Origin of the sequence: Chitinophaga sp. H8 (assembly GCF_040567655.1) — a bacterium.
Taxonomy (GTDB): Bacteria; Bacteroidota; Bacteroidia; order Chitinophagales; family Chitinophagaceae; genus Chitinophaga; species Chitinophaga defluvii.
Genome location: NZ_JBEXAC010000002.1, coordinates 3,029,969 through 3,055,490, shown reverse-complemented (window position 1 = coordinate 3,055,490; position 25,522 = coordinate 3,029,969). Strand labels below are relative to the sequence as shown.

Here is a 25,522-nt window from a genome sequence, read left to right as displayed (position 1 = left end):
ATTTTTAAATGTACAATTTACAATAATAAAAAACGTACAAAATACATTTAATAAAACAACCGCAGCTACCACTGCGGTTGCTATGTATGAAAATTCAGGTTTTTGAGCTAGCCGATGAATACCAGTCAATTGAATATTTTATTTAACGTTCGTTAATTTAAAGGTATATGCATACTCGCAGGGCACCTCATTAACAGACAGTTTGGGAACAGCCACTTCTATCCCATCTTTCAGTTGTTTCCATTTCAGGGGCTTGTTAATACCCAGCATGGTAACAGTAGTACCGGTGGCAGGTGTTACATTTTTTATCACCAGCTTGCCCTCCGGCATACGTGGTACGATAGCATATACATCCTTGCCTTTTGAGGTAAAGAAGATTTCCTTTACAGCAAAACCCGGATCCGGATCTACCGTTTGTTTCAGAATAAAATCCCCTCCTACATAGCCACCGCCTTTGGGTTTCCAATTCCTGTCGCCAGCGGACCATTGCACCGCCTGTTTCCATTTGCGGGTATCATAAATGGCTTCTCCGTTTACGTCCAGCCATTTACCTACCTGCAGCAATCTTTCCTGCATAATAGGGGGTATTTTACCATGAGCATCCGGCCCGATGTCCAGCAACAGGTTACCACCATTGCTCACAATATCAGTAAGCATCAGCACCAGGGTTTGTGGTGAGTTATAGTCACTGATATCTTCATTCCTGTTATAGCCGAAGGAATACCCAATACCCCGGCATTCTTCCCAGGGCTTGTTGAAAGTAGCGCCTGCTTCATACTCGGTGGTATAGTAACCACCGTGTTTATGCCTTGCCTTTTTTCCCCAGCGGTCATTTACCACGATGCTGTCTTTTACTGGTGAATCATTATACAGCCAGGATAAAAACTCCCTGGATTTCCAGGTGGTATCGGTTTGATCCCATTCTCCATCAGGCCAGATAATATCCGGTTTGTAATTGTTGACCAGTTCTTTCAGCTGCGGCATCATGTGATTGTCCACATAACTGTTCACATCTTGCTTATACAAGGGATTATACCATTCATAGAGAGAATAATAGTATCCCATTTTAAGACCTGTTTTTTTAACCGCTGTGGTCAGGTCTCCCAGCAGATCACGTTTGGCGCCGGCATCCATGGCATTCCATGGGCGGCCAAATGCTTTGCTCGCTTCTTTGCTGGGCCAGAGTGCAAATCCTTCGTGATGTTTGGAGGTAAGCACTACATACCTGGCACCCGACTTTTTAAACAGGTCGGCCCAGGCATCCGGTTCAAAACTTTCAGCCTTGAACTGATCGGCAAACTGATAGTAGGAAAAGTTTTCGCCAAACATTTTCTTATGGTAATCGGCTACTTCTGTGCCGGTAAACTTACCTTTCCCGAACAGGGATTTAGACTGCAGCCAATGCTGATACCATTCCGCATATACGCCTTTAGGCGCCCATGCAGGTACAGAATACATCCCCCAGTGAATAAAAATGCCAAACTTTCCGTTCTCAAACCAGCCAGGTACAGGCCTGCTGTCGATTGATTCCCACGTAGGCTGGTACTTTTTGGTTTGTGCCATCAGACTGAATGGCATCAATAACAAGAGTAAAAACTTAAGACATCGCATGGTATTGTTCATTGTTTATTTATTGTTCAAACTTGCATTCAGTGTTACCGTAGCCCCTTTAGCCGGTTGTATGGTAGTTACTTTATCCTGATACCTTACTTTGATAGCCTGCCCTGTCTGAGAAGTGATCCTGGCCTCCACCAGCTGATGTGCTTTCCATGTCATAGCTACCGTAAACCCACCCCGGGCTTTAAGACCGGTAATATTTCCTTCACTCCAGGCGGCGGGCAATGCCGGTAACAAATCAAGATCCTCCTCCTGGCTTTGCAGCAGTGCCTCTGCAATGCCTGCTCCACTACCGAAGTTGCCATCAATCTGAAAAGGAGGATGATCATCAAATAAATTACTGTAAATGGATTTGGCAAATAATGCCTGTACATTTTCAAACACCTTTTCCCCATCCCTTAGTCTGGCATAAAAATTAATGATCCAGGCACGGCTCCAGCCAGTATGCCCTCCACCATGTGACAAGCGGTATTCCAGCGTTTTACGTGCACCGGCCAACAGCTCAGGTGTGGTTTCATTGATTTGTGTGCCAGGATGCAGGCCAAACAGATGCGACATATGACGATGCCCCGGTTCAGGTTCCTCATATGCTTTGATCCACTCCATAATACGGCCATCCCTACCCAGGCGGGTAGGTGGCAACTGATTCATGATGGCTTGCATACTGTCTGCAAACTGCTGATCCTTGTTTAACAGGTGGGCTGCTGCTATATACTGTTTCAAAAATTCCCTGATAATCTGGTTATCCATAGTAGGACCATAGGTGAGTGATTCCCCTTTTCCTGTAACGGGATGTTTGAAGGAGTTTTCAGGAGAATAGGCTGGAGAAGTGACCAGATAACCTTCCGGACTTTTTATTAAAAAGTCCTTGATAAACAAGGCGTGCTCCTTCATCACAGGATATGCTTCTTTTTCAAGAAATTGTTGGTTGCCCGTAAATGCATAATGCTCCCAGAAATGTAAACACATCCATGCCGTGGCCATTGGAAAAGTACCGTAATACATTGCATTTTGCAGGCCGGTTTTACCAAATGCATCTGTAGCGTGGTGCATTACCCATCCACGGGCGCCATACATTTTCCTGGCAGTAATACGGCCCTGTTCCCGGATATTGTCCATGAATGCAAACAATGGCGTGGTGGTTTCCGGCAGGTTGGCCACTTCCGCCTGCCAGTAGTTCATTTGCAGGTTAATATTAGTATGGAAGTCGGCCTGCCAGGGTGCTTCTATATGATTGCTCCAGATACCCTGCAAATTGGCTGGCAGCAGTCCCGGTTTGCGGGAGCTGCCGAGCAACAGATATCTGCCATATTGAAAAAGTAAAGTAGTCAGGTAAGGATCATAGGCGCCCTTCTTTACCGCATTCAGGCGTACATCCGTAGGGAGGTCTTCCTTTGTTGCCTCATTACCTGAGAGCTGAAAATTAACCCGCTTCATATAACTGCTATGATCAGCAATATGTGCAGCCTTCAGCTGTGCATAGCTCTTGGATGCATGTTGCTGCATACTTACTTTCAGCTTATTCACCGGATCAATATGATTGGCAATAGACAGGTGCGCAAAATCATAGTTCGTAGCCCCGTCAATATATAACACCAGGGCATTGGCATGTTGCACTACCAGGCTATCTCCTTTTGCTGTGAGGCGGCCACCTTCCGGTTTTACCAACACGGCACCCGCAAATTTCATGTGCTTTCCTTCCGGTCCTTTATCTTCCTGATCATTTTTATCATCGATCTGCCCGGATAACAACAATTTATTCCCCTCCCATACCCTGGTACTGCAATCCGTATAAAGCATGGCAGCCATTCTGGGATCAGGCCTGTTAAGGAATAAAGTAGCATGCAGGGCACCTGGTTTACTACTGGTGATTCTAACGGCCAGGATATTACCCGGAGCAGTAGCAAACACCTCCTGCCGGTATTGGATGCCATCCACCTTGTACTGGCTGGTTACAATACCTGTATTCAGGTCCAGCTCCCTGCGGTAATCTGTATAACCGCTGCCTCCGGGTAAGATGTTCAGGTTCATTAATGTCTGATAAGAGCGGAAACTACGGGCTATGCGGGTGGAGTTCTCCCCATCTACAGCAAGCATATTAGGCGCTGCCAGCTCGGAAGCGGCTTCATTCTTATCTGCAAACAGCAATTGCCTGACTGAGTCCAGCACTTTCAATGAATTAGGATTGGCATCATTGAATTTCACACCCGCCCATACACTCTCTTCATTGATCTGGATAATTTCTTTTTCGGGATGGCTGTATACCATAGCACCTAAACGGCCATTGCCTACCGGCAGCGCTTCCCGCCAGTCTTTGGCCGGCTGGGTATACCATAGTTTCAGCGGAGTAAACTCCTGTGCCAGCAAAGGCTGTGCAAACAGTAATATAAACAGGGTACAGTAACTGTAGCTGATTTTCATAACTGAAGAATAATTGACTAAATATAGCGATCGGTAATAGCTATTACAAGCCAGGGGTAATTATCTATCAGGAAAAGAGAAAATATCAGTCAGGTACCAATCAAATAAAAGGTTTTCCGGATTATGCCATCATACCGGCCAGCTGTGCTCCTACGGCAGTGCCAATTGCCACTCCCATTCCGCCCATCCGGACGCCCAGGTAAATATTGCGGGAATGCTGCCGGATAATTGGCTCCCGGGTAGCACCAAAGGCCATGATCCCTACCCAGCGGTCGGCTATTTTAAAAGGATGATGCGGTAAAATGATGGTGCGCAGCTTTTCTTCAAGCTCCTGCTGAATAAGATAGTTAAATTCAAAAGTGGTAGTCGTTTCTCCGGAAAAGTCCAGGTTACGCCCCCCTCCAAACAATACCCGCCCCTCTAATTCCCGGAAATAATAATACCCTTCATCCATATGAAAAACACCTGTAAATGGTAACCCTCTGACAGGTTCAGTAAGAAGTACCTGTCCACGTCCCGGGGCAATATCCAGCTCCGGCAGTAGCTTTTGAGTAAAGGCATTGGTACAAACTGCGAGATGATGGCAGGTAAAAACAACTTCCTCCTGAAGCATACCAACAGGCACTACAACGTTAACGCCTGTCTGTAACTCTTCAATATGGCTAACGGTACAGCCGGTTTTAATTTCCACCCCCTTATCAATAGCGATATCAATGAGGGTACGCATCATTTTGCCGGTATGCAGCTCCCCTTCGTAATTATTCTGTACCAATGCCTGGGTGTAGGCAGTATTAAAACCAAATGCCGCTATTTTTTCACTGGCCATGGTATACGCTTTCCCTCCCAGCACGGGATACAACAGCTCATTTACCAGGTCCAGCTGCTCCAGGGCAGGTAGTTGTGCTGTTCCTATCAGCTCATAGCTACCCTTTTCCTGGTATTCCATATTATGATCCCCTATCCGCTGACGCAGCATACGCAGTCCCTTTTGCCGTAATGCCAGCAGCGCAAGCACTTCAGCAGCAGGCATTGTTTTGAGGTCGGATAATATTTCTGTAAGACTGCCTATACAGGCAAAGCCTGCATTTTTTGTGCTGGCACCGGTAGGCAATATTTCCCTTTCCAGTACCAGCACCCTCGCACCGGGGCTTTTTTCCTTTATGCTGATCGCTGTGGATAGCCCTACAATACCACTACCTAATATGATATGATCATACTCCAGTAAACTTTGCTTTTCCCAGTAACTTAGCATACAACTCCTTTATTTGAACAATAAATTATGAAAAAGCGGCCGGCAGGCATCCTGCTTTCCTGAAGTTAACATGCAGCTAATACCTACCTGCCGTTAATAAACTTTTATCACCTGTCCGGTCACCATCCCTTCCACACTTTTTACAAAACCAGCCACTACCCTTTCCATGCTCACCGGCACATGCCCCGGAAAGATGGGTCCAAACTTTTCGCGGGAATCTTCTACTACTCCGGGACTTACCGCATTAATGCGAACACCATTACCCAACTCCATCGCAGCAGACACTGCAAAAGCATTTACAGCCGCATTTACTACGGCCAGGTTGCACGAATCTTTTACAGGATCTTCTGCCAGGATACCGGTAGTAAGGGTAAAAGAACCATTAGGACGGATATATTTCCTGCCTTCCAGCACCAGGTTAATCTGCCCCATCATCTTACTTTTGATCCCCAGGTAAAAATCCTCCTCCGTCATCTTCTCAAAACTTCCCCAGTAACCGCCTCCGCTGGCGCTTACTAAAGCATCAAAGGGGCCTACAGCTTTAAACATCGCTGCAATTGAAGCAGCCGAAGTAATATCCACTTTTACGGGGCTGTTATGTGCACTCACCCCTATAATTTCATGTCTTTTGCCTAGTTCCGCGGCTACAACTTTACCAATAGTACCAGTGGCGCCTACTATAATGATCTTCATGTGTTCCTTTTTTGAAATGATTAAATTATTAAGTTCCGCAGGGTTATTACTGACCAGCTACCGGGGGCATAAAGGTCTCCCCGCCACAGGTGCATTGTTGTATAATTTATACAAAAAACAGTAAACTTTTAAGACAATCCTTTCTACCGGGGTAAACTTTCATTTCGTTTGGGTGTTGTAACTTGCATAAAATGTTATTATCATGATTGCAACAAAAGCATATGCGGCACAAGATGCTACCACCCCCCTGGGGCCATGGAACCTGGAGAGAAGAGAGGTAGGTGCACACGATGTACAAATTGAGATCCTTTACTGCGGAGTATGCCATTCTGATATACACCAGGTGCGTAATGAGTGGGGAAATTCCATGTATCCGATGGTACCCGGACACGAAATAGTGGGAAAAATAGTAAAAGTAGGTGAGCAGGTTAAAAAATTCAAAGTGGGTGACCTCGCGGGCATCGGTTGTTTTGTAGACTCCTGCCGGGTTTGCCCGAACTGTGTAGCTGGAGAGGAACAGTATTGCGAAACGGGAGGTGCCGGCACTTATAACGGACTGGAGATGGACCGGAAAACACCCACCTATGGCGGATATTCCACCCAAATAGTAACGGATGAAAAATATACGCTTAAGATTTCCCCCAATCTGCCACTGGAAGGGGTAGCACCCTTGTTATGCGCAGGTATTACCACTTACTCTCCCTTGCGTCACTGGAAAGTGGGTAAAGGACACAAAGTAGGTATCCTTGGTCTGGGCGGACTGGGTCATATGGCGGTTAAGCTGGCAGCTTCTTTTGGTGCAGAAGTAACAATGCTCAGCACCTCTCCTTCCAAAGAAGCGGATGCCCGCCGCCTTGGTGCGCATCACTTTGCGCTAACCTCTGATAAGGAAGTGCTGAAAGGACTCCGCAACAAATTTGACTTCATCGTCAACACCGTTTCTGCACCGCATGATTACAATGTATATCTCAACCTGCTTAATACCAACGGCGTAATGATATGCCTGGGAGTACCTCCCGAAGCCTCTACCGTACCTGCCTTTAACCTGATAGGACAACGCAGGAGCATTGCAGGCTCATTGATTGGCGGCATCAGGGAAACTCAGGAAATGCTGGACTATTGCGCGGAACATAACATCACTTCAGATGTGGAAGTAATAGATATCAAAGATATTAACACCGCATATGAAAGAATGCTGAAAGGAGATGTGCGTTATCGTTTTGTGATAGACACTAAAAAGAGCTTTTAGTAATAGCTGTTAGCCTTTAGCTGTTAGCTGTTAGCCTAATGCAGCGGATGAAAAGAGCGAATTACTCATTTATTAGCCTTTAGCGGTTGGCTGGCATTACTAATGCTAAAAGCTAACAGCTAAAGGCTAATAGCTAATAGTTAATAGCTCTTTATACCAGATACCCAAACAGGTTATCATCCTTATTCAGCTCGGTATAAGGGAAATTATATTTACGGAAATTAGCGATCAGTACATCATAATCTTCGCGGTTTTTCAACTCTACGCCTACTAATGCCGGACCGGTTTCTTTATTGTGTTTCTGGATAAATTCAAATCGGGTGATATCGTCCGTAGGGCCTAAGATCTGATTTACAAATTCTTTCAGCGCTCCCGGTCTTTGTGCAAAACGCACAATGAAGTAATGTTTAAGGCCTTCGTATAGCAGTGAGCGTTCCTTTATCTCCTGCATACGGTCAATATCATTGTTTCCGCCGCTGATCACACACACTACCTTTTTGCCTTTGATCTCTTCCGCAAAATCATCCAGTGCTGCGATTGACAATGCCCCTGCGGGTTCTACCACGATGGCATCTTCATTATATAATTTCAGGATAGTGGAGCACACCTTGCCTTCCGGCACCAGGTGCATTTTATCCAGCACACCTTTACAAATTTCAAAGTTGAGTGCACCTACTTTTTTTACAGCTGCCCCGTCTACGAATCGTTCAATTTCATCTAATGCAACCGGAGCACCATTTTCGAGGGCCCGCAGCATAGAAGGCGCACCTTCCGGCTCTACCCCGATGAGCGTTGTTTTAGGGCTGTATGTTTTAAAATAGGTACCTAAGCCTGCGGCCAGGCCGCCGCCACCTACCGGTACAAATACAAAATCTATCGCGGTCTGGTCTTCCAGTATTTCCACTGCCACGGTCCCCTGCCCTTCAATAATTTTAGCGTCGTCAAATGGCGGAATAAATGTCATGCCTTCCGAAGCCGTAAAAGCCTGGGCAACGGCAGCACAATCATCAAACGTATCCCCTATCAGGCGTATTTCAATATTATCCCCACCGAACATGCTCACCTGGTTCACCTTTTGTTTGGGCGTGATAATGGGCATAAAAACCACTCCTTTAATACCTAATGCCTTGCAGGCATAGGCAAAACCCTGCGCATGGTTACCAGCGCTGGCACAGGTAACACCTTTGGCAAGTTGTGAAGCAGGCAGGCTGCTGATCAGATTATAAGCACCCCTGAGCTTATAGGAGCGTACAATCTGCATATCCTCTCTTTTCAGATATACATCACAATGATAACGTCTGGATAAAGTGGCACTATAAGAGAGTGGGGTACGGGTTATTACCGGCTTGAGCTTTACCGCTGCATCGAGGATATTCAGCGGGTTAATGCTTGTTAATGTTTGGTGCATGAAAATATTTTTGAATTACAGGTAATCAATTACGAGCAACGGCGCTGTACGAATCATACCGGACCGCTCCGCATTCGTAACTGACTACCTGTAATTACAGATTATGCGTTGTTTGGCCTTAACTTGCGCACAGCAGCGCCTGCCTGCCACATTTCGCTTTCGCGCAGTTCTTTCAGCTCTTCATCCAGCTTTTCACGATAGTCTGTGGTGCTGTTGGAAGCGATAGAACGGGCAGCTTCTTTACCTGCTGCAACGCTGGCGTATAATTCTTCAAATACAGGCTGTGTAGCTTCTTTAAATTTCTTCCACCAGTCCAGCGCACCACGCTGAGCAGTAGTAGAACAGTTAGCATACATCCAGTCCATACCATTTTCTGCTACCAATGGCATCAGGGATTGTGTCAGTTCTTCAACAGTTTCATTGAATGCTTCTGAAGGAGAGTGACCGTTTTTGCGCAGGGTTTCGTACTGAGCAGCAAAGATACCCTGGATACAACCCATCAAAGTACCACGCTCACCGGTAAGGTCAGAGAATACTTCTTTTTTGAAATCTGTTTCAAACAGGTAACCGGAACCTACACCGATACCCAGTGCGATAGCACGCTCACGGGCACGGCCGGTAGCATCCTGGAATATAGCGAAGCTGGAGTTCAACCCCTGACCTGCCAGGAATAATCTGCGCAGAGAAGTACCGGAGCCTTTAGGAGCTACCAGGATCACATCTACATCAGCAGGAGGAATGATGCCAGTTTGTTCTTTGTAAGTAACACCAAAACCATGGGAGAAATACAAAGCTTTACCTGCGCTCAGGTTTTGCTTTAAGGTAGGCCACAGGGCAATTTGTCCTGCATCAGACAGTAAGAACTGAATAATAGTACCTTTTTGGGTAGCTTCTTCAATTTCAAACAAAGTTTCACCAGGTACCCAGCCATCAGCTACTGCTTTATCCCAGGTTTTACCTTTTCTTTGTCCGATAATTACGTTAAAGCCATTGTCTTTAAGGTTCAGTGCCTGACCAGGGCCTTGTACGCCATAACCGATTACTGCTATCACTTCATTTTTAAGTACTTCCCGTGCTTTTTCCATTGGGAATTCTTCTCTGGTTACTACGTCTTCCAGTACCCCGCCAAAATTGATGGTTGCCATGTTCTGATAGTTGTTTGTTTAATGTTTAATAATGTTAAAAAGAGCTGTGAGCCATGAGCTGTGAGCTTCGAGCTAAAAGCCCGTGGTTCGTAGCTCACGGCATGTGCAGCTAGCTAGCTTTCAAATTGTCCGTTTCTACCTGGGCTAAATCCTTCAGGTGATCATGGAAACGGCGGCTCCATTTTACAATGGCTACCCGTCCGCTTTTGGAATATTCTATTAATCCGTACGGTTCCAGTTTCTTCAGCATTGCTATCAACTCCTGCTGGTGACCGGTTTTCTCGATCACAAAGTAGTCGGCAGTAATGGTTAAGATGCGTGCCTGGTTATCGCGGATCAGCTGCTCAATGTTGCCATTGTGCAATGATTTTGTAGAGATCTTGTATAATGCCAGCTCCTGGTATACCACCTCTTCTTCTTCATGTACAAAAGCACGATGAATTTCTATCAGTTTCTCTATCTGGCCAATTACCTTATCCAGTTTTTCCCGGTCTGATAATACCGTGATGATGAACTTATACACGCCAGGGATTTCAGTTTCCGCCGTGGTAAGACTGGTGATATTGATATGCCTGCGGGTAAAGATAATGGTGATACGGTTGGTGATCCCTATACGATCTTCCGTGTACACCGTTACTGTATATTCTTTTTGCATAAAAGTTAAGTTCAGGTTCCTCACTTGCCCTCTCGCTAAGGAGAGGGCCGGAGAGGTGTTTGCTCTAATAGTTGACTTCTATCTTGGTACGCTTTTTTTTCAAAAAGCGGAAGAATCAACCGTACTACTCAAGTCTGATAGCAGAAATAGGAGCTCCTGCCGGTACCATCGGGAATACATTATCCTCCTTTTCCACCACTACTTCCAGCAAATACGCTCCCTCATGTGCAATCATTTCATCAATAGCAGCCACTATTTCTGAACGATCGGTCACCTTTTTACCGGGTATAAAAAATCCTTTGGCTATCTGTACAAAATCCGGATTGGTCATTTCAGTGGAAGAATAGCGCCTGTCGAAAAACAGTTGCTGCCACTGGCGTACCATCCCCAGGAAGTTATTGTTCAGGATCACTATTTTCACCCCTATTTTAGACTGATAGATAGTGCCCAGTTCCTGAAGCGTCATCTGAAAACAACCATCTCCGATGATCGCAACCACTTCTTTTTCCGGTGTCCCCATCTTAGCCCCCATCGCTGCCGGCAGCGCAAAGCCCATGGTACCCATACCACCGGAGGTGATATTGGTATTCGGGTTTTTAAACCGGTAGTAACGGGAAGCGATCATCTGATGCTGGCCTACATCCGTTACCAGTACCGCTTCTCCTTTTGTTCTGTCGGAGATCATGCGGATCACTTCCGCCATTTTCAGGCCGCCTTCTTCCGGAAACAGTTCATTCTTCTGCACTTTCTCATACTCTTCTTTATCTGCTACCCGGAATTCAGCTATCCACTCTTTATTTTCCTTCTTTTCTACCTTTTCCAGCAACGCCTGCAAGGCTGGTTTGGCATCCGCGTGTACGGCCACATCTGCTTTAACGATCTTGTTGATCTCTGCCGCATCAATCTCGATGTGGATCACTTTAGCCTGACGGGCATACTGACTTACGTCGCCGGTGATACGGTCATCAAACCGCATCCCTACGGCAATCAACACATCACATTCGTTGGTCAGAATATTCGGGCCATAGTTACCGTGCATCCCCAGGAAACCAGCATAAAGCGGGTGATCTACCGGCACAGCGGAAAGCCCTAACAGCGTAGATGCTACTGGGATTTCTGCTTTTTCTGCCAGTGCAATCAGTTCCTTTTCCGCACCGGATAACAATACTCCGTGACCGCAGAGGATGAACGGTTTTTTAGCGCTGTTGATCAATACTGCCGCTGCATCAATAGCTGCCTCATTCAATGCTGGCAAAGGCTGGTAGCTGCGGATGTATTCACATTGTTTGTATTGAAAATCCAGTTTACCAAACTGGGCGTTCTTTGTAATATCTACCAGTACCGGACCGGGGCGGCCATTGCGGGCGATGTAAAAAGCCTTGGCAATAGCGCCGGGAATATCTTCCGGGCGGGTTACCTGTATATTCCATTTGGTAATAGGCATGGTGATGCCAATTACATCTGTTTCCTGGAAAGCATCTGTACCCAGTAATACGGAAGCTACCTGCCCGGTAATACATACCATGGGCGTGCTGTCCATATAAGCGTCTGCCAGGCCGGTTACCAGGTTGGTGGCTCCCGGACCGGAAGTAGCAAATACTACTCCTACTTTGCCGGAACTACGTGCATATCCTTGTGCAGCATGTGTAGCCCCTTGCTCATGACGGACCAATATATGATGTACCACATCCTGAAAATCGTACAGTGCATCATAAATGGGCATAATAGCGCCTCCGGGATAGCCAAAAATAGTTTCCACACCTTCTTCTACCAGAGAGCGGATTACGGCTTCAGCACCGGTAATAGTTTCGGGGGCGGATATCTGTGAGGACACCCGCTTATCAGACTTCTCAGTCTTCATCGGTAACACATCCTTCTGTTGCATTTTTTACAAGTTTTGCGTATTTGAATAATACTCCGTTTGATGCCTTCAGTGCCGGTTTTTTCCACTGCGCCTTACGGGCTGCCAGTTCTTCCGCACTTACCTCCACATTGATCAGGTTCTTCTCTGCATCTATTTCTATAATGTCATTGTCTTTTACTAATGCTATGGTGCCGCCTTCAAAGGCTTCCGGCGTAATATGCCCTACCACAAAACCATGCGTACCACCGGAAAAACGGCCGTCGGTGATCAACGCTACGCTTTTGCCAAGTCCTACACCCATGATAGCAGAAGTAGGTTTCAGCATTTCAGGCATACCGGGAGCACCTTTAGGGCCTACCTGGCGGATGACGACGACATCACCGGATTTTACCCGGCCCGACTGAATACCTGCGATCAATTCAAATTCACCATCAAATACCCTCGCCGGTCCTTTAAACCTCAATCCTTCTTTACCTGTAATCTTAGCAACTGAGCCCTGTTCGGCCAGGTTACCAAATAATATCTGAATGTGCCCGGTTTCCTTTAAAGGTTTTTCCAGCGGCACAATAATGTTCTGTGTTGTAAAGTCAATGTCAGGAACACTTTCCAGGTTCTCTGCTATTGTTTTGCCGGTTACGGTGATACAATGTCCGTGCAGGCGTCCCTGTTTTAACAGGTATTTCATCACTAACGGCACACCGCCAATGTGGTGCAGGTCTTCCATCAGGTATTTACCACTTGGCTTCAGATCTGCAATCAATGGTGTTTTATCACTTACATCCTGGAAATCTTTCAGCGAAAGCTGTATACCTACTGATTTTGCAATGGCAATAAAGTGTAATACCGCATTGGTACTTCCACCCAGGGCCATAATTACGGTGATCGCATTTTCAAATGCTTCACGGGTCATGATATCACGCGGTTTCAAATCCCTTTCCATCAGCAAACGGATATACTTACCCGCTGCCAGGCACTCTTCCTGTTTTTCTTTGCCTATAGCCGGATTAGAAGAGCTATAAGGCAGGCTCATACCTAATGCTTCAATACCTGAAGACATGGTATTAGCAGTATACATACCACCACAGGCACCTGCACCTGGGCAGGAATTCTGGATGATACCTTTAAAATCTCCTTCTTCCAGCTGACCAGCTATTTTCTGGCCCAGTGCTTCAAAGGCAGAGATGATATTCAGGTCCTGTCCCTTGTATTTACCAGGAGCAATAGAGCCACCGTATACCATGATAGACGGACGGTTCAAACGTCCCATCGCCATCAATGATCCCGGCATGTTTTTGTCGCATCCCGGTACGGTGATCAAAGCGTCATAGTACTGTGCACCACATACTGTTTCAATAGAATCAGCAATCAAATCACGGCTAACCAACGAATAACGCATACCATCGGTACCATTGCTGATACCATCGCTAACGCCTATAGTATGAAAAATAAGTCCTACCAGGTCATTTGCCCACACCCCTTTCTTTACGTCCAATGCCAGATCGTTCAGGTGCATATTACAGGTATTGCCGTCATAACCCATGCTTACAATACCCACCTGCCCTTTCTTCAGATCTTCCTCAGTTAACCCGATCCCGTACAGCATTGCCTGTGCAGCTGGCTGCGTAGGATCCTGGGTGATAGTTTTGCTGTATTTGTTTAATTCCATTGCTTTATGAATTTCTGATTAACCCTGTTTTGAAGCAGGGCAAGCTATTTCCAATTTAAAAGTAGTGTGCAAAATACCCGGTACAGGGGTGTTATTCAAACCTACAATTTTCAAATAAACGGTATTCAAATTGGTGATTTTCGCCGCTATCCTTTACTGGTACCCGATATCGTGATAACGGTTTTACAACTCCCAAGTGAAAAAACAGCCCGGAAGCTGAAAGAATAAAGCAAAAAGCCTGTTCAGGTGATTGCTTGCTTAAGGTGCTGCATTCAGCGTTAAGCTTTTTGCTTTATGCTTTGGTGTGTTTGATTATTATGCCAATTGCGCTTCGCGCTTGAATTCTGTTTCCAATACCCTGGCCTGATAAGCCTGTTGCAGCACTTTACCCAGGGAAGAAGCCCATGGCTTGCTGAAACCCTGACCATCGAGTGAATCCCAGCCCACTACTTCTGCTGCAGTACCGCAATAGAATACGCTTTCTGCCTGCTTCAACTCGTCGATAGTAAAGAATTTTTCTTCCAGAGGAATGCCCAGTTCGTGGCAAAGTTCAATAACGGTGGCGCGGGTAATACCGGGGAGGATGTGTCCGGGAGGAGGAGTGAAGATTTTTCCGTCTTTTTCAAAGAAGATATTAGCACCCGGGCCTTCTGCTACATTACCATTCATATCCAGCAATAATGCTTCATCGTATCCTTTTTGTTTTGCTTCCTGCGATGCCAGGATAGAATTTACGTACAGTCCCGCCGATTTTGATTCTATCTTAAACGCTTTCGGATTTGGACGTTGGTAAGAAGAGGTGGCTACCCGCAGCAGTTTTTCTCCCAGATAAGCACCCCACTCCCACGCACATATCATGATGTTGGATTCTGTAGCCGCTTTCAGGGTCATATTCGGCGGACAGAAAACCAGCGGCCGGATATATCCTTCTTCCATACCATTCATCTCCAGCATCTTGTAAGTAGCTGCGATCAGTTCTTCATTATTGAAAGGATAAGGAATATGGATCAGTTCGCAGGAACGCTTCAAACGGTCAAAGTGTTCCTTGGCCTTGAATATCTTTACCTCTCCCTTAGCCGTTTTGTAAGCTCTTAACCCTTCAAAAACAGCGTAACCATAATGCAATGACTGACCATACAGGTCTTTCTGGGCCGATGCGGCTTTGAGAAATTCACCATCAAGATAGATAATGGTGTTCTCGTTGTAGTAACTATACATAGATTAGAAATTATTAAGCTTCCGGTTGTTATGATGTATTCAAAAAAAAATCGCCTTCCTCTTTGCGGAGGAAGGCGATCCATATTTTCAGTGATTATATACACGTCTACCTATCCTCCATGCTGGTGGCTAATAATGACAATGACAATCACGACGAGCGTAATAGCCCAGTTCAACTGGGGCACGATGTGATTTACTTTTATATTGTCTTTATTAATCCACATACGGGAGGTGTTCGTTTTTACTGACGAATACAAATGTATTGGTGAAAAAAATAAAAAACAATAACCTCCCCAATATTTCGTCATTTATTAAACAATGATTCGCTTTTTGAAAATATTTAAAATAACATCTAAATAGCTGAACATTTTCTAAGACAATGGCAATTTTGTTATAAAACAGCCCACCCCATTTACTGCATCTCCTGCTCAGTTTACCCCTTACTGCAGGTATCATGCAGTTATGCACAGCTACTAAAATAAAAGAAGGAGCTGATAAAATACCAGCTCCTTCCAGATCATTTTTATCATTATGCTACATTACGCAACCAGGCATTTGTCAATGATAGCCTGCAATGGCGCTTCTTTTTCAATCAGCTTTTGCAGTAATACCAATTGGTTTTTAGCACGGTCGTAATTATGTGTTGCATATTTAATCGGATAATAAATATCGCCGTTCAGATAATCTGCCAGGAAACGGATTCCCTGCATATAGATCATAAACTTACCAGCAAAGAACAGGTGGTCCTTTTCTACCTGAGACAAGCTGCTGCCTACCTCTTCCAGGTATCCTTTCATCAGCGCCTCGAAATATTCATCGCGGATCATGATCAGACTGAAATCCTTTTCTTCTTCTGATACCGGGCATACATAAGTACGTACCATATCTCCCAAGTCAGAAATGATCTTGCCAGGCATTAAAGTATCCAGATCACATACACAGATGCCGGAATACGTGCTTTTATCCAGCAATACATTGTTGATCTTGGTATCATGATGCATCAGGCGATCTCTGAAATCAGCATTGGTTTTCAGCTTTTCATAAGTCACCGCAATATCTGAATACCGCAGGAACTCATTGATCATTTCTTCTGCCGCCGCTTTCCTGTCTTCCCGCGCTGTACGGATCGCATCCTGAAAGGCGCTGTAGCGCAGGGTAAGATTATGGAAGTTGGGTATAGAGGCTTTAAAAGGTTTCAGATCGATACCATCCAGGTATTTAGCCAGTTTTCCAAACTCCCGGGCAGCTTCATATGCCTGCTTGGGGCTATTGGCTTCATCCACTGTTACGGAATTGGCAATAAAGGGGATCATGCGCCAGTATTCGCCATCCATTATAAACAGTTCCTTGCCTTCAGTGGTAGGAATAGGTGTAATGAACAGGTAATCCGGATAGTGCGCTGCCAGGTAATTGGCCGCCAACCGTTGATTGGAGGCTATTACTTCCGGCTCTTTGAATACGTTGATATTGATCTTCTGTATTACGTATTTACTGCCATCCTGCTTTTTCTCTACCAGGAAGGTGTTATTGATGTGCCCGGAACCGAACCGGTGTATCTCTACCTGCTCAGGCGTCAATCCAAAGGCCTGCAGGATAGACGTATTCAGCTTTATTTCCATAAGTTATCTGGGTATTCTCCGTTATTAACCAAAGCAGACAAGCTTGCCTGCACACCGGGGGCATCTTCTTTATAAGTAACACCAAACCATTGTGCACTGGTAGGTAATACTTTTACCACGCCTTTCTCGCGCTGGATAAACTCATCTACCACGATAGGAATGAAGAATTCTGATTTAGGCTGATTAATGCCTTTATCCAGGAACTCACGGAATAATTTTTCGCTCAGGTCAAATACGGAGGGATCAAAACCCCAGAAGTTCATTGAAACGGAAGTATTGGGTTTCAACGGGTGTTTGGTACCATCTCCATCTTCATAAATGATCTGCTCTCCTTCTTTGACGATTTTGGTCCTTTCATTGATAGAAGCCAGGTTACCATTACCATCTACTTCGCAAACACCACGGGAAACAGAACCAAAATCACTGATGGTTTTGTCCAATTGATAGCCTACTACACTGAATGTCTTTGGGTTACAGTCTTTATTCAGGAAAGCCGCCATCTTTTCAAAAGAATCACGGCCATAAAAATCATCTGCATTGATTACCGCAAAAGGCTCATTGATAGCGTTTTTAGCGCATAATACCGCATGTGCAGTACCCCATGGCTTGGTTCTGTCTGCAGGAACTTCATGCCCGGTTACAAAGGCACTCATTTCCTGGTATACATAGTCGGTAGCCACACGGCCTTTCAGTTTAGGTTCAAAAATCTCTCTGAAATCAGCTTCAAACTCCTTCCGGATTATAAACACAATTTTGCCAAAACCGGCGCGGATGGCATCATAAATAGAATAATCAACAATGGTTTCCCCACTGGGGCCAAACTGTTGTATTTGCTTTAAACTACCATAACGACTAGCCATTCCGGCTGCTAAAATCAATAAAGTCGGTTGCATTGTTCTGATATTAGGTTTTAATTTCCAATCCCTTAACTAAAAATATCGGCGCTAAATTTACTCGATTAAAACTATTTTCACGCTTTCTTTTTGTGGTAAACGATTTTTTAAACTCATATTTTAACTGATGATGAAACGATTTTTTGTGCTGGGAGTCCTTACCATGCAGCTTTTCACGACTGTTGTAGCGCAACAGAAAACCAACCCGGAAGACATCAAAGAAAAAATGCAGTGGTTTGCAGACGCTAAACTGGGCATTTTTATTCACTGGGGCATTTATGCTGTAAAAGGGGTGGATGAATCCTGGTCTTTTCATAACCGGAAAATTTCCTATGCGGACTACATGCAACAGATGAAAGGGTTTACGGCCGCACATTACAACCCGCAGGCATGGGCTGATCTGATCAAGGAATCCGGTGCCAGATATGCTGTAATGACCACCAAACACCATGATGGGGTAGCACTGTGGGATACCAAATACAGTAAACTCAATGTGGCTAAGGCTACACCTGCCAAAAGGGACGTACTTACCCCATTATATGCGGCATTGCGTAAAGACGGGATCAAATGTGGGGCCTACTTTTCATTGCTGGACTGGAGCCACCCCGATTATCCCGGCTTTCTGAAAGACAGCGCCAGATATGATATGAAGCAACATCCTGAAAAATGGCAACGCTTTCTGCAATTCAATAATGGGCAGCTGACAGAACTGATCAATAAGTTTAATCCGGACCTGTGGTGGTTTGACGGCGACTGGGAACATAGTGCCGAAGAGTGGAAAGCAGCAGATATAAAAAAACTGCTCATCAGCCATAATCCCAATACCATCGTAAACGGCCGCCTGCAGGGATATGGTGATTATGATACCCCTGAACAGAATTTTCCTATCACCCGCCCCCATTTTCATTGGTGGGAACTGTGTATGACCATCAACAATAACTGGGGATACCAACCACAGGACAAAAACTGGAAAACACCTTACGAGATCATTTCCATTTTTGCTGATGCAGTCAGCAATGGAGGCAACCTCCTGCTGGATATTGGTCCTAAAGAAGATGGCACCATCCCGGAAGAACAAGTACATGTACTGAAAGGACTGGGCGCCTGGAACAAAAGAAATGGTGCGGCGATCTTCGGAACCATCGGAGGTATTCCCATGGGGCATTTCTATGGCCCTACCACCCTCTCTAAAGACTCAACTACCTTATACCTTTTCCTGCCAGGAAGAATGAGCGGGCAGGTAATGCTGAAAGGCCTGATGAATAAGATTGAAAGCATTACTGTACTGGGCAATGGCACCCAACTGCAACACAAAATCGTAGGCAAGATTTCGTGGAGCGCTGTACCTGGACTCGTTTATATTGATGTACCTGAAAACGTGTTGGATAAATACATGACGGTACTGGAAGTGAAGCTGGACAAACGGATCAAGCTGTATCGCGGGCAAGGTGGCTTTTTAACCAATGAAGATTAAGCTTATTCCTAACCATAATGTCATTGGACTATTCAAACATAAAGCTGGAAAACATACAACCAACATGGCTGCCACCTCAACTACGGGCAGCCATGTTGCGTCTGGACCTGCTGCATCCGGACATATCCGGCAACAAGTGGTTTAAGCTCAGGCATAACCTGGCACTTGCCCGGGCGGCTGGTAAGCATACCATCCTCACTTTTGGAGGAGCTTACTCCAATCATATTGCAGCTACTGCAGCTGCCTGCAAAATGGCAGGCCTGCAATCTATAGGGATCATACGGGGAGAAGCAACGGCCACTCCCAGCCATACCCTGCTGCAGGCAGCGGCCCAGGGGATGCAGCTGGAATTTGTTTCCCGGGAACTTTACCGGCAAAAAGAGGCCATTCCCTGGACAACACAATTCCCTGATGCCTACCTGATACCGGAAGGCGGGCATAATGCTGCTGGCGCCCAGGGGTGTGAAGCAATCCTGTCACTGGTACCTACGCAGGAATTTTCCCATATCATCTGTGCAGTGGGTACCGGCACCACCCTGGCAGGGCTTATCAACAGCGCCCTTCCCCACCAGCAATTATCAGGTATCGTAGTACTGAAAGGCGCCCAATACCTCGCGGATGAAGTGGCATCTCTGCTGAAACCCCGCCTGCAGATAGCCGCAACGCAACCAGCATCAGCTACTCCCCCCTCCTGGCAATTACTACATCACTTGCATGGCGGTGGATATGCCCGCACTTCCCCGGCGCTAATAGATTTTATCAATACTTTTTACCGGGAAACCAGTATTCCGCTCGATATCGTGTATACCGGAAAAATGATGTGGGGATTCCGGGAACTGGTCCAGCAGGGCTATTTTCCGGCAAACAGCCGTATCCTGCTGATACATTCCGGAGGCTTGCAAGGCAATCTTTCCCTTTCTTCCAACGTTTTATGCTTTTAAAAAGCCGTTCCTTATATTTGAACCGGTAGTTGTATTTTTGCCACCTTTAATAGTATTCGGATTTCTTAGCATATGAAGCAGATAGCGCGCGTATTGATTGTTTTATTCATCGTTTTATTCTCAGCAGTTTCGGGCAAATCACAGGAATATACGCCTCCGGTTTTACCTGATTTCTCCGCCTCTATCAAAACAGGAAAAATACAACTGGACTGGATTTCCGGCTTCCGCGGGGTGCAACAAATCGGGATACAGCGCTCCCTCGACAGTGTGCTTAACTTTAATACCATTGGCTACGCAGCTGAACCGAATGAATCCAGGAATGCATACCTGGATAATAAACCACTCCCCGGCAACAACTACTACCGCCTGTTTATTCTATTTACCAACGGTAAATACTTCTATAGCAAAACCGTGCTTTCTGTACCTGACAGCACGATCAGCGCCTCCAAAAAGATTGAACTGGGAGATGTAAAGGATGCTGTTCCCAACGGTAAAACAGTGGAAAAACCCTGGCATCCCTCCAACTATGTATATACCACCGCAGATGGTAATATCAACATCCAATTGCCTGATGCGCTGCAAAAAAAGTATTCCATCAAATTCTATGAACCTAACGGCGTTTTTCTCTTTGAAATAGATCACGTAAAACAACCTTTCCTTATACTGGAAAAAGCCATTTTCCTCCGCTCCGGCTGGTTTAACTTTGAATTATTTGAAGATGGTAAGCTGAAAGAAAAATGGAGCATCTTTATTCCGCTGAATTATAGAAGCTAAATAAAGAGCTGTTAGCTATTAGCTGTTAGCTTAAATGCAGCGGGAAATAGCTATTAGCTGTTAGCTTTTAGCCATTAGCTTAATGCAGCGGATGAAGAAGAGCTTTTAGCTGTTGGCTATTAGTCTTTAGCTAAAATATAGCGAATGAAGGAGCTATGCCAGAGGCATTGAGCAAAAAGCAACTAAAGTGGAGAAAAATGCAATAATAGAGCTAATAGCTAATAGCCAACAGCTAATAGCTTAAAAAACCAGCTCCGCATCAAATACTTTTGCAAAATGCTGGCGTAACCTTTCTTTTACTTCTTCCACAGGCAGTTCACGACCCAACTCCTGCTGCATGGAAGCCACCTGTTTATCCACAATGCCGCAGGGTACAATGTTATTAAAGTAGTTCAGGTTGGTATTTACATTCAAGGCAAATCCGTGCATGGTGACCCAACGGCTGCAACGAACACCCATTGCACAGATCTTACGTGCTTTAGATTTATCTTCCGGATCCAGCCAAACCCCGGTTTCCCCCTTGGAACGGCCAGCAGGGATACCATAATCACCCAAAGTATTGATAATCACCTCTTCAAGGTAGCGCAGGTATTTTCCAATATCCGTAAAAAAGTTTTCCAGGTCCAGAATGGGATAACCTACTATTTGACCTGGACCATGAAAGGTAATATCCCCTCCCCGGTTGGTAGGTACCAGTGAAATTCCTTCCTCTGCCAGTTGGCCGGCACTTACCAGCAAGTTCTCCATATGCCCGCTTTTTCCGATAGTATATACCGGTGGATGCTCGCAGAAAAGCAGATAGTTGGTGGTAGGTGTTTCCACTACCTCTATATCAGCGGCCGTATTTCTGGCACGGCTTGATTTAATAGTCACATTTTCCTTCAGCAGCTGTTCCTGATAATCCCACGCCTGCTGGTAATCTATTATCCCTAAATCCCTTACCCTTATTTGCTGCTTTCCCATTTGATAGCTTTCTTTCAATTTTCTGCTTTCAGGTGACCACTATTCCACCTGCGCCTGCAAAGATATTCAATTTCAAAATGCCCACTCTCATTGTTCTTTTTCCCACCTTTTTGCTTTCTATTCCTTTACGGTACAATTAAAACAAGCAGTCGGGCATCTCCGAAACCCCGCAAACAGACTTTCTATTCCTCTAATTTCTATTTTCCTATGGGTACAATTAAATCCTCTAGCCGGTCGATATAAGCATCAATGACAACAATCTTTCTATTCCATTCAGGTTCGATTAAGTACATCAATATTAGCCATTTTCTCTAACACACCTTACTTATTCATAATCAATCAATTGGAAATATAATTTTTATACAAGACAGGTAAATCCCTACCAAAATCAGCCATAAATCAGCCACCACCCTATATTTCGTCATAGATATCCTACCTATATCCTACCCTTTACCTACCTATAAGCTACCCATATCCTACCCTAAAGAGGGGTAGGATATCCCTGGGATATCTATGGCTTATCCGTAGCAGATGATTAGCTCAAAGAAGGCTTCTTCCTATCTTTTTTCCGGTTATTCCTGGAGGCAGCCTGCCCGTTGCCTGCCCTGTTCCACATCTGGCCGGGAAATTCTACCTTTGCAAAAAATTGTACGTAAATGGCCGACGAATTGCTGGAACTGGAAGACGAGCTGGAAAGCGGTGAGGGGAGTGAAGAAATGTATGAGCGGGTGAATATGACGGTAGACAAGGGACAGGAGCCCCTGCGCATCGACAAATTCATGATGAACCGTATAGAAGGCGCCACCCGGAATAAAATACAGCAGGCTTGTGAAGCCGGCCTGGTGCTGGTCAATGATAAACCTGTAAAGTCTAATTACAGAATAAAACCAGCCGACCGGATCATCGTTTATTCCCATAAAAGCCCGGAGCACACGGAAATCATCCCGGAAAATATTCCTTTAAACATTGTTTTTGAGGACGAGGATATCATGATCATTGACAAACCCGCCGGTATGGTGGTACATCCTGGCTGTGGTAATTATACCGGCACGCTGGTAAATGGCCTGTCTTACTATCTGGGGGATAAAACCAAGCCCACCGAGCCGGTAAATCCCCGCTTTGGACTGGTGCACCGGATTGATAAAAACACGACCGGACTATTGGTCATTGCCAAGTCGGAGAAAGCGATGACCGACCTGGCCAAACAATTCTTTGATCATACTGTACAACGCCGTTACCTGGCCTTGGTATGGGGCGATTTTGATGAAGATGAAGGTACTATTGTAGCGCACGTAGGCCGTCATCAACGCTTTCGCAAAATCATGGATGCCTATCCGGATGGAGAATATGGCAAAGAAGCCATTACCCACTATAAAGTATTAGAGCGGTTTAATTATGTGTCGCTGATAGAATGCCGGCTGGAAACAGGCCGTACCCATCAGATCAGGGTACATATGCAGCATATTGGCCATTCCCTGTTCAATGATGATACCTATGGAGGTAACCGCATCGTAAAAGGCACCATCTTTGCCAAATACAAACAGTTCGTGGAAAACTGCTTTGAGATAATGCCCAGGCATGCCCTTCATGCCCGCACATTAGGATTTATCCACCCGCGTACCCGGAAACCGGTACATTTCGAGAGTCCGCTACCCGATGATTTTACCACAGTACTGGAAAAATGGAAACGTTATGTAACTGCCCGGCCGCTGGAAATGTAACAGCTAATCTGCAACCGGAAAATATTTTGGCCTGTTAACATCCAATTCACATTTGCATGTTTTTACCGGGTTACCTTTAACAAGATTGAAGGAAGTTAATTTTTAGCGAAAGCAGGCAGCCTCAAAACTGCCTGTTTTTATTTTATCCCCCTGATCTCCCCCTTATTCAGATTAATTCTATTAAAAATATCCTATATATCTATTATTTCTACTAATTTAGCAGCCATTACCATGTTCTTTCATGAGAAGCCTGTTACAATCCCGGGTGTCGAGCCTATACTTATTCCTGGCAGTATTTACTGCATATATGATGATCACCGCTTCATCTGCTGCCGGTATGCCGGAAACTGCCCGGCGGCTCACCAACTTCAGTTATTCTACTACCTGCCTGAATGATAGTACGGTTTTTATCATTGCCGATACTACCGCCATTGATTCGGCAAAGTGGCAGTTTGGCGATCCTGTATCAGGCGTAAAGAATACAGCCAACAGTAAACGCCCCTATCATTTTTATCAGGCCACAGGCAGCTATACCGTTACCCTGAGCGCTTTTAGAAACGGGGTGGAAGAAATTACCACACAAACCATTACCATCGTAACACCGGAAAGGTTTTATATAGGTCCAAAAGACCAAACCCTGTGCGAAGGGAATACTTTGCTGTTGCAGGCCCCTGTGATACCTGGCGCTACCTATTTATGGCAGGATAGTTCTACGGCCTCCAGCTTCCTGGTAGCAGAAGAAGGTACCTATAAAGTCATGATCAATGGGTGTCTTTCTCCAGACTCTACTAATATCTTTTATACGCCTATTCCCACCATTGATCTGGGAGATGACCATACCTTGTGTACCGGCGAAAAAGTAATGCTGGACGCATCTGCGCAAAATTGCAGTTATCAGTGGAATACAGGCGCTACTACGCCTACTATTGATGTCACTACAGCCGGTTATTACGAAGTAACCGTAAGCCCCTTGGGATGTGCGGATATAATAGCCAGCGTCACCTTTAATTTCACCGGCCCGGAATATACACCGCCATTTTCCCTTGGCCCCGATACCCTGCTATGCCCGGGAGAATCTGTCATCATCAATGCCCCTGTAACGGGTGCTACCCGTTATCGGTGGAGCAATGGCAGCAATGCATCTTTTATATCGGTAAGCCGGCCGGCTACCATCTGGGCCTATGTGCTGGTCAATGATCTGTGTGAAGTGGTGGATACTATGGAGGTAAATTACAATGCGCTCCGCAACATTGATCTGGGGGGAGATACTACTGTATGTAAGGGCGAAAACCTGGTACTGACCGCTGATTATGGTACAGGTACCTATCTTTGGCAGGATGGTTCGGAGCAGGCTACCTTCTATGTAAAAAAGCCCGGGTATTATTATGTGCAGGCCAAAATAGGCCGATGTGAATCGTCGGACACCATTCACGTTAACTATGATGATACTTTACGGATTAATCTGGGGCCCGACCTGCTTCCATGCAGGGGAGAAACAGTAGTCTTACATCCCGCCGGTGCGGGTGCTGATTATAAGTGGCAGGACAGTAGCCGGGTGCCGGTATATCAGGTAACCACTTCGGGCATTTATGCAGTAGTAGCACACAACACATGCGGATGGGCGGATGACCAGGTAACTGTTACATTTGAAGATTGTGAATGCCAGCTGTTTATGCCTACTGCGTTTAGTCCTAACGGTGATGGAAAAAATGATTATTTCAAACCCCTTTACCGGTGTATACTTGGAGAATACCAACTCAGTATTTATAACCGCTGGGGAGAGCGTTTATTTTTTACTACCGATCCTCAGATAGGGTGGACGGGAAAGCGACAGGGCACTCCGGTAGATGCCGCCACTTATATTTGGGTGATGGATTACAAAATAGCTAAAACAGGAGAAGCGGTTCATAAAACAGGCATGGTTACAGTGGTATACTAGCCTGTAGCAA

At 45.5% G+C, this 25,522-nt stretch carries 19 protein-coding genes; 6 read left to right on the top strand and 13 right to left on the bottom strand.

Annotated elements, in window-relative coordinates; translation table 11 throughout:
• Positions 1-138: 138 nt before the first annotated feature.
• From ABR189_RS26190 to ABR189_RS26175, 4 genes are all read right to left on the bottom strand, one after another.
• Positions 139-1,611: an alpha-L-fucosidase gene (locus ABR189_RS26190; protein ID WP_354663454.1), complete on the bottom strand. Its 1,473-nt coding sequence runs from the start codon at positions 1,609-1,611 to the stop codon at positions 139-141.
• Between the two features lie 15 nt (positions 1,612-1,626).
• The gene (locus ABR189_RS26185) at positions 1,627-4,038 is read right to left on the bottom strand and encodes a glycoside hydrolase family 95 protein (RefSeq protein ID WP_354663453.1); all 2,412 of its coding nucleotides are present in this window, start codon (positions 4,036-4,038) and stop codon (positions 1,627-1,629) included.
• A gap of 121 nt (positions 4,039-4,159) precedes the next feature.
• A complete protein-coding gene (locus ABR189_RS26180) occupies positions 4,160-5,290 on the bottom strand; it encodes an NAD(P)/FAD-dependent oxidoreductase (protein WP_354663452.1) in 1,131 nt (376 codons plus the stop codon).
• A 93-nt stretch (positions 5,291-5,383) separates the two neighbouring features.
• Entirely contained in the window at positions 5,384-5,983 is a 600-nt protein-coding gene (locus ABR189_RS26175) for a short chain dehydrogenase (protein WP_354663451.1), read from the bottom strand.
• 202 nt (positions 5,984-6,185) lie between these two features.
• Here ABR189_RS26175 and ABR189_RS26170 point away from each other — a divergent pair, with 202 nt between their 5' ends.
• Complete coding sequence (locus ABR189_RS26170; RefSeq protein WP_354663450.1) at positions 6,186-7,232, top strand: NAD(P)-dependent alcohol dehydrogenase; 1,047 nt, start codon at positions 6,186-6,188, stop codon at positions 7,230-7,232.
• A 151-nt stretch (positions 7,233-7,383) separates the two neighbouring features.
• Here the strand turns inward: ABR189_RS26170 and ilvA are convergent, their stop codons facing one another.
• The 8 genes from ilvA to ABR189_RS26130 all read right to left on the bottom strand — a co-directional run bounded on the left by ilvA (position 7,384) and on the right by ABR189_RS26130 (position 17,700).
• Positions 7,384-8,640, bottom strand: coding sequence for a threonine ammonia-lyase IlvA (gene ilvA, locus ABR189_RS26165; protein WP_354663449.1), 1,257 nt, complete (start codon positions 8,638-8,640; stop codon positions 7,384-7,386).
• A gap of 101 nt (positions 8,641-8,741) precedes the next feature.
• The gene (ilvC, locus tag ABR189_RS26160; RefSeq protein ID WP_354663448.1) at positions 8,742-9,785 is read right to left on the bottom strand and encodes a ketol-acid reductoisomerase; all 1,044 of its coding nucleotides are present in this window, start codon (positions 9,783-9,785) and stop codon (positions 8,742-8,744) included.
• A gap of 109 nt (positions 9,786-9,894) precedes the next feature.
• On the bottom strand, positions 9,895-10,440 hold the full coding sequence (gene ilvN / locus ABR189_RS26155; protein ID WP_354663447.1) for an acetolactate synthase small subunit: 546 nt from the start codon (positions 10,438-10,440) through the stop codon (positions 9,895-9,897).
• A 124-nt stretch (positions 10,441-10,564) separates the two neighbouring features.
• A complete protein-coding gene (ilvB, locus tag ABR189_RS26150; RefSeq protein ID WP_354663446.1) occupies positions 10,565-12,325 on the bottom strand; it encodes a biosynthetic-type acetolactate synthase large subunit in 1,761 nt (586 codons plus the stop codon).
• Positions 12,291-13,970: a dihydroxy-acid dehydratase gene (gene ilvD / locus ABR189_RS26145; protein WP_354663445.1), complete on the bottom strand. Its 1,680-nt coding sequence runs from the start codon at positions 13,968-13,970 to the stop codon at positions 12,291-12,293. Before ilvD ends, ilvB begins: the two co-directional genes overlap by 35 nt.
• A 315-nt stretch (positions 13,971-14,285) precedes the next feature.
• Positions 14,286-15,188 carry a branched-chain amino acid transaminase gene (locus ABR189_RS26140; protein WP_354663444.1) on the bottom strand — a complete coding sequence of 301 codons (903 nt, stop codon included), beginning with the start codon at positions 15,186-15,188 and terminating at the stop codon, positions 14,286-14,288.
• 539 nt (positions 15,189-15,727) lie between these two features.
• Positions 15,728-16,807: a phosphotransferase enzyme family protein gene (locus ABR189_RS26135; RefSeq protein WP_354663443.1), complete on the bottom strand. Its 1,080-nt coding sequence runs from the start codon at positions 16,805-16,807 to the stop codon at positions 15,728-15,730.
• Positions 16,798-17,700 carry a sugar phosphate nucleotidyltransferase gene (locus ABR189_RS26130; protein WP_354663442.1) on the bottom strand — a complete coding sequence of 301 codons (903 nt, stop codon included), beginning with the start codon at positions 17,698-17,700 and terminating at the stop codon, positions 16,798-16,800. The genes ABR189_RS26135 and ABR189_RS26130 overlap by 10 nt, the downstream gene beginning before the upstream one ends.
• Before the next feature lie 127 nt (positions 17,701-17,827).
• Here ABR189_RS26130 and ABR189_RS26125 point away from each other — a divergent pair, with 127 nt between their 5' ends.
• The 3 genes from ABR189_RS26125 (at position 17,828) to ABR189_RS26115 (ending at position 20,889) form a co-directional block, all read left to right on the top strand.
• Entirely contained in the window at positions 17,828-19,174 is a 1,347-nt protein-coding gene (locus ABR189_RS26125; RefSeq protein WP_354663441.1) for an alpha-L-fucosidase, read from the top strand.
• Between the two features lie 23 nt (positions 19,175-19,197).
• Positions 19,198-20,115 (top strand): 1-aminocyclopropane-1-carboxylate deaminase/D-cysteine desulfhydrase, encoded by a 918-nt coding sequence (locus tag ABR189_RS26120; protein WP_354663440.1) that lies wholly within the window; start codon positions 19,198-19,200, stop codon positions 20,113-20,115.
• 72 nt (positions 20,116-20,187) lie between these two features.
• Positions 20,188-20,889, top strand: a complete 702-nt coding sequence (locus ABR189_RS26115; RefSeq protein WP_354663439.1) for a hypothetical protein — start codon at positions 20,188-20,190, stop codon at positions 20,887-20,889.
• A gap of 240 nt (positions 20,890-21,129) precedes the next feature.
• On the opposite strand, the gene lipB is transcribed toward ABR189_RS26115, so the two are convergent.
• On the bottom strand, positions 21,130-21,870 hold the full coding sequence (lipB, locus tag ABR189_RS26110; RefSeq protein ID WP_354663438.1) for a lipoyl(octanoyl) transferase LipB: 741 nt from the start codon (positions 21,868-21,870) through the stop codon (positions 21,130-21,132).
• 638 nt (positions 21,871-22,508) lie between these two features.
• Here lipB and ABR189_RS26105 point away from each other — a divergent pair.
• A complete protein-coding gene (locus ABR189_RS26105; protein WP_354663437.1) occupies positions 22,509-23,573 on the top strand; it encodes an RluA family pseudouridine synthase in 1,065 nt (354 codons plus the stop codon).
• Positions 23,574-23,814: 241 nt separating this feature from the next.
• Positions 23,815-25,512 carry a T9SS type B sorting domain-containing protein gene (locus tag ABR189_RS26100; RefSeq protein ID WP_354663436.1) on the top strand — a complete coding sequence of 566 codons (1,698 nt, stop codon included), beginning with the start codon at positions 23,815-23,817 and terminating at the stop codon, positions 25,510-25,512.
• The last annotated feature ends 10 nt before the right edge of the window (positions 25,513-25,522 follow it).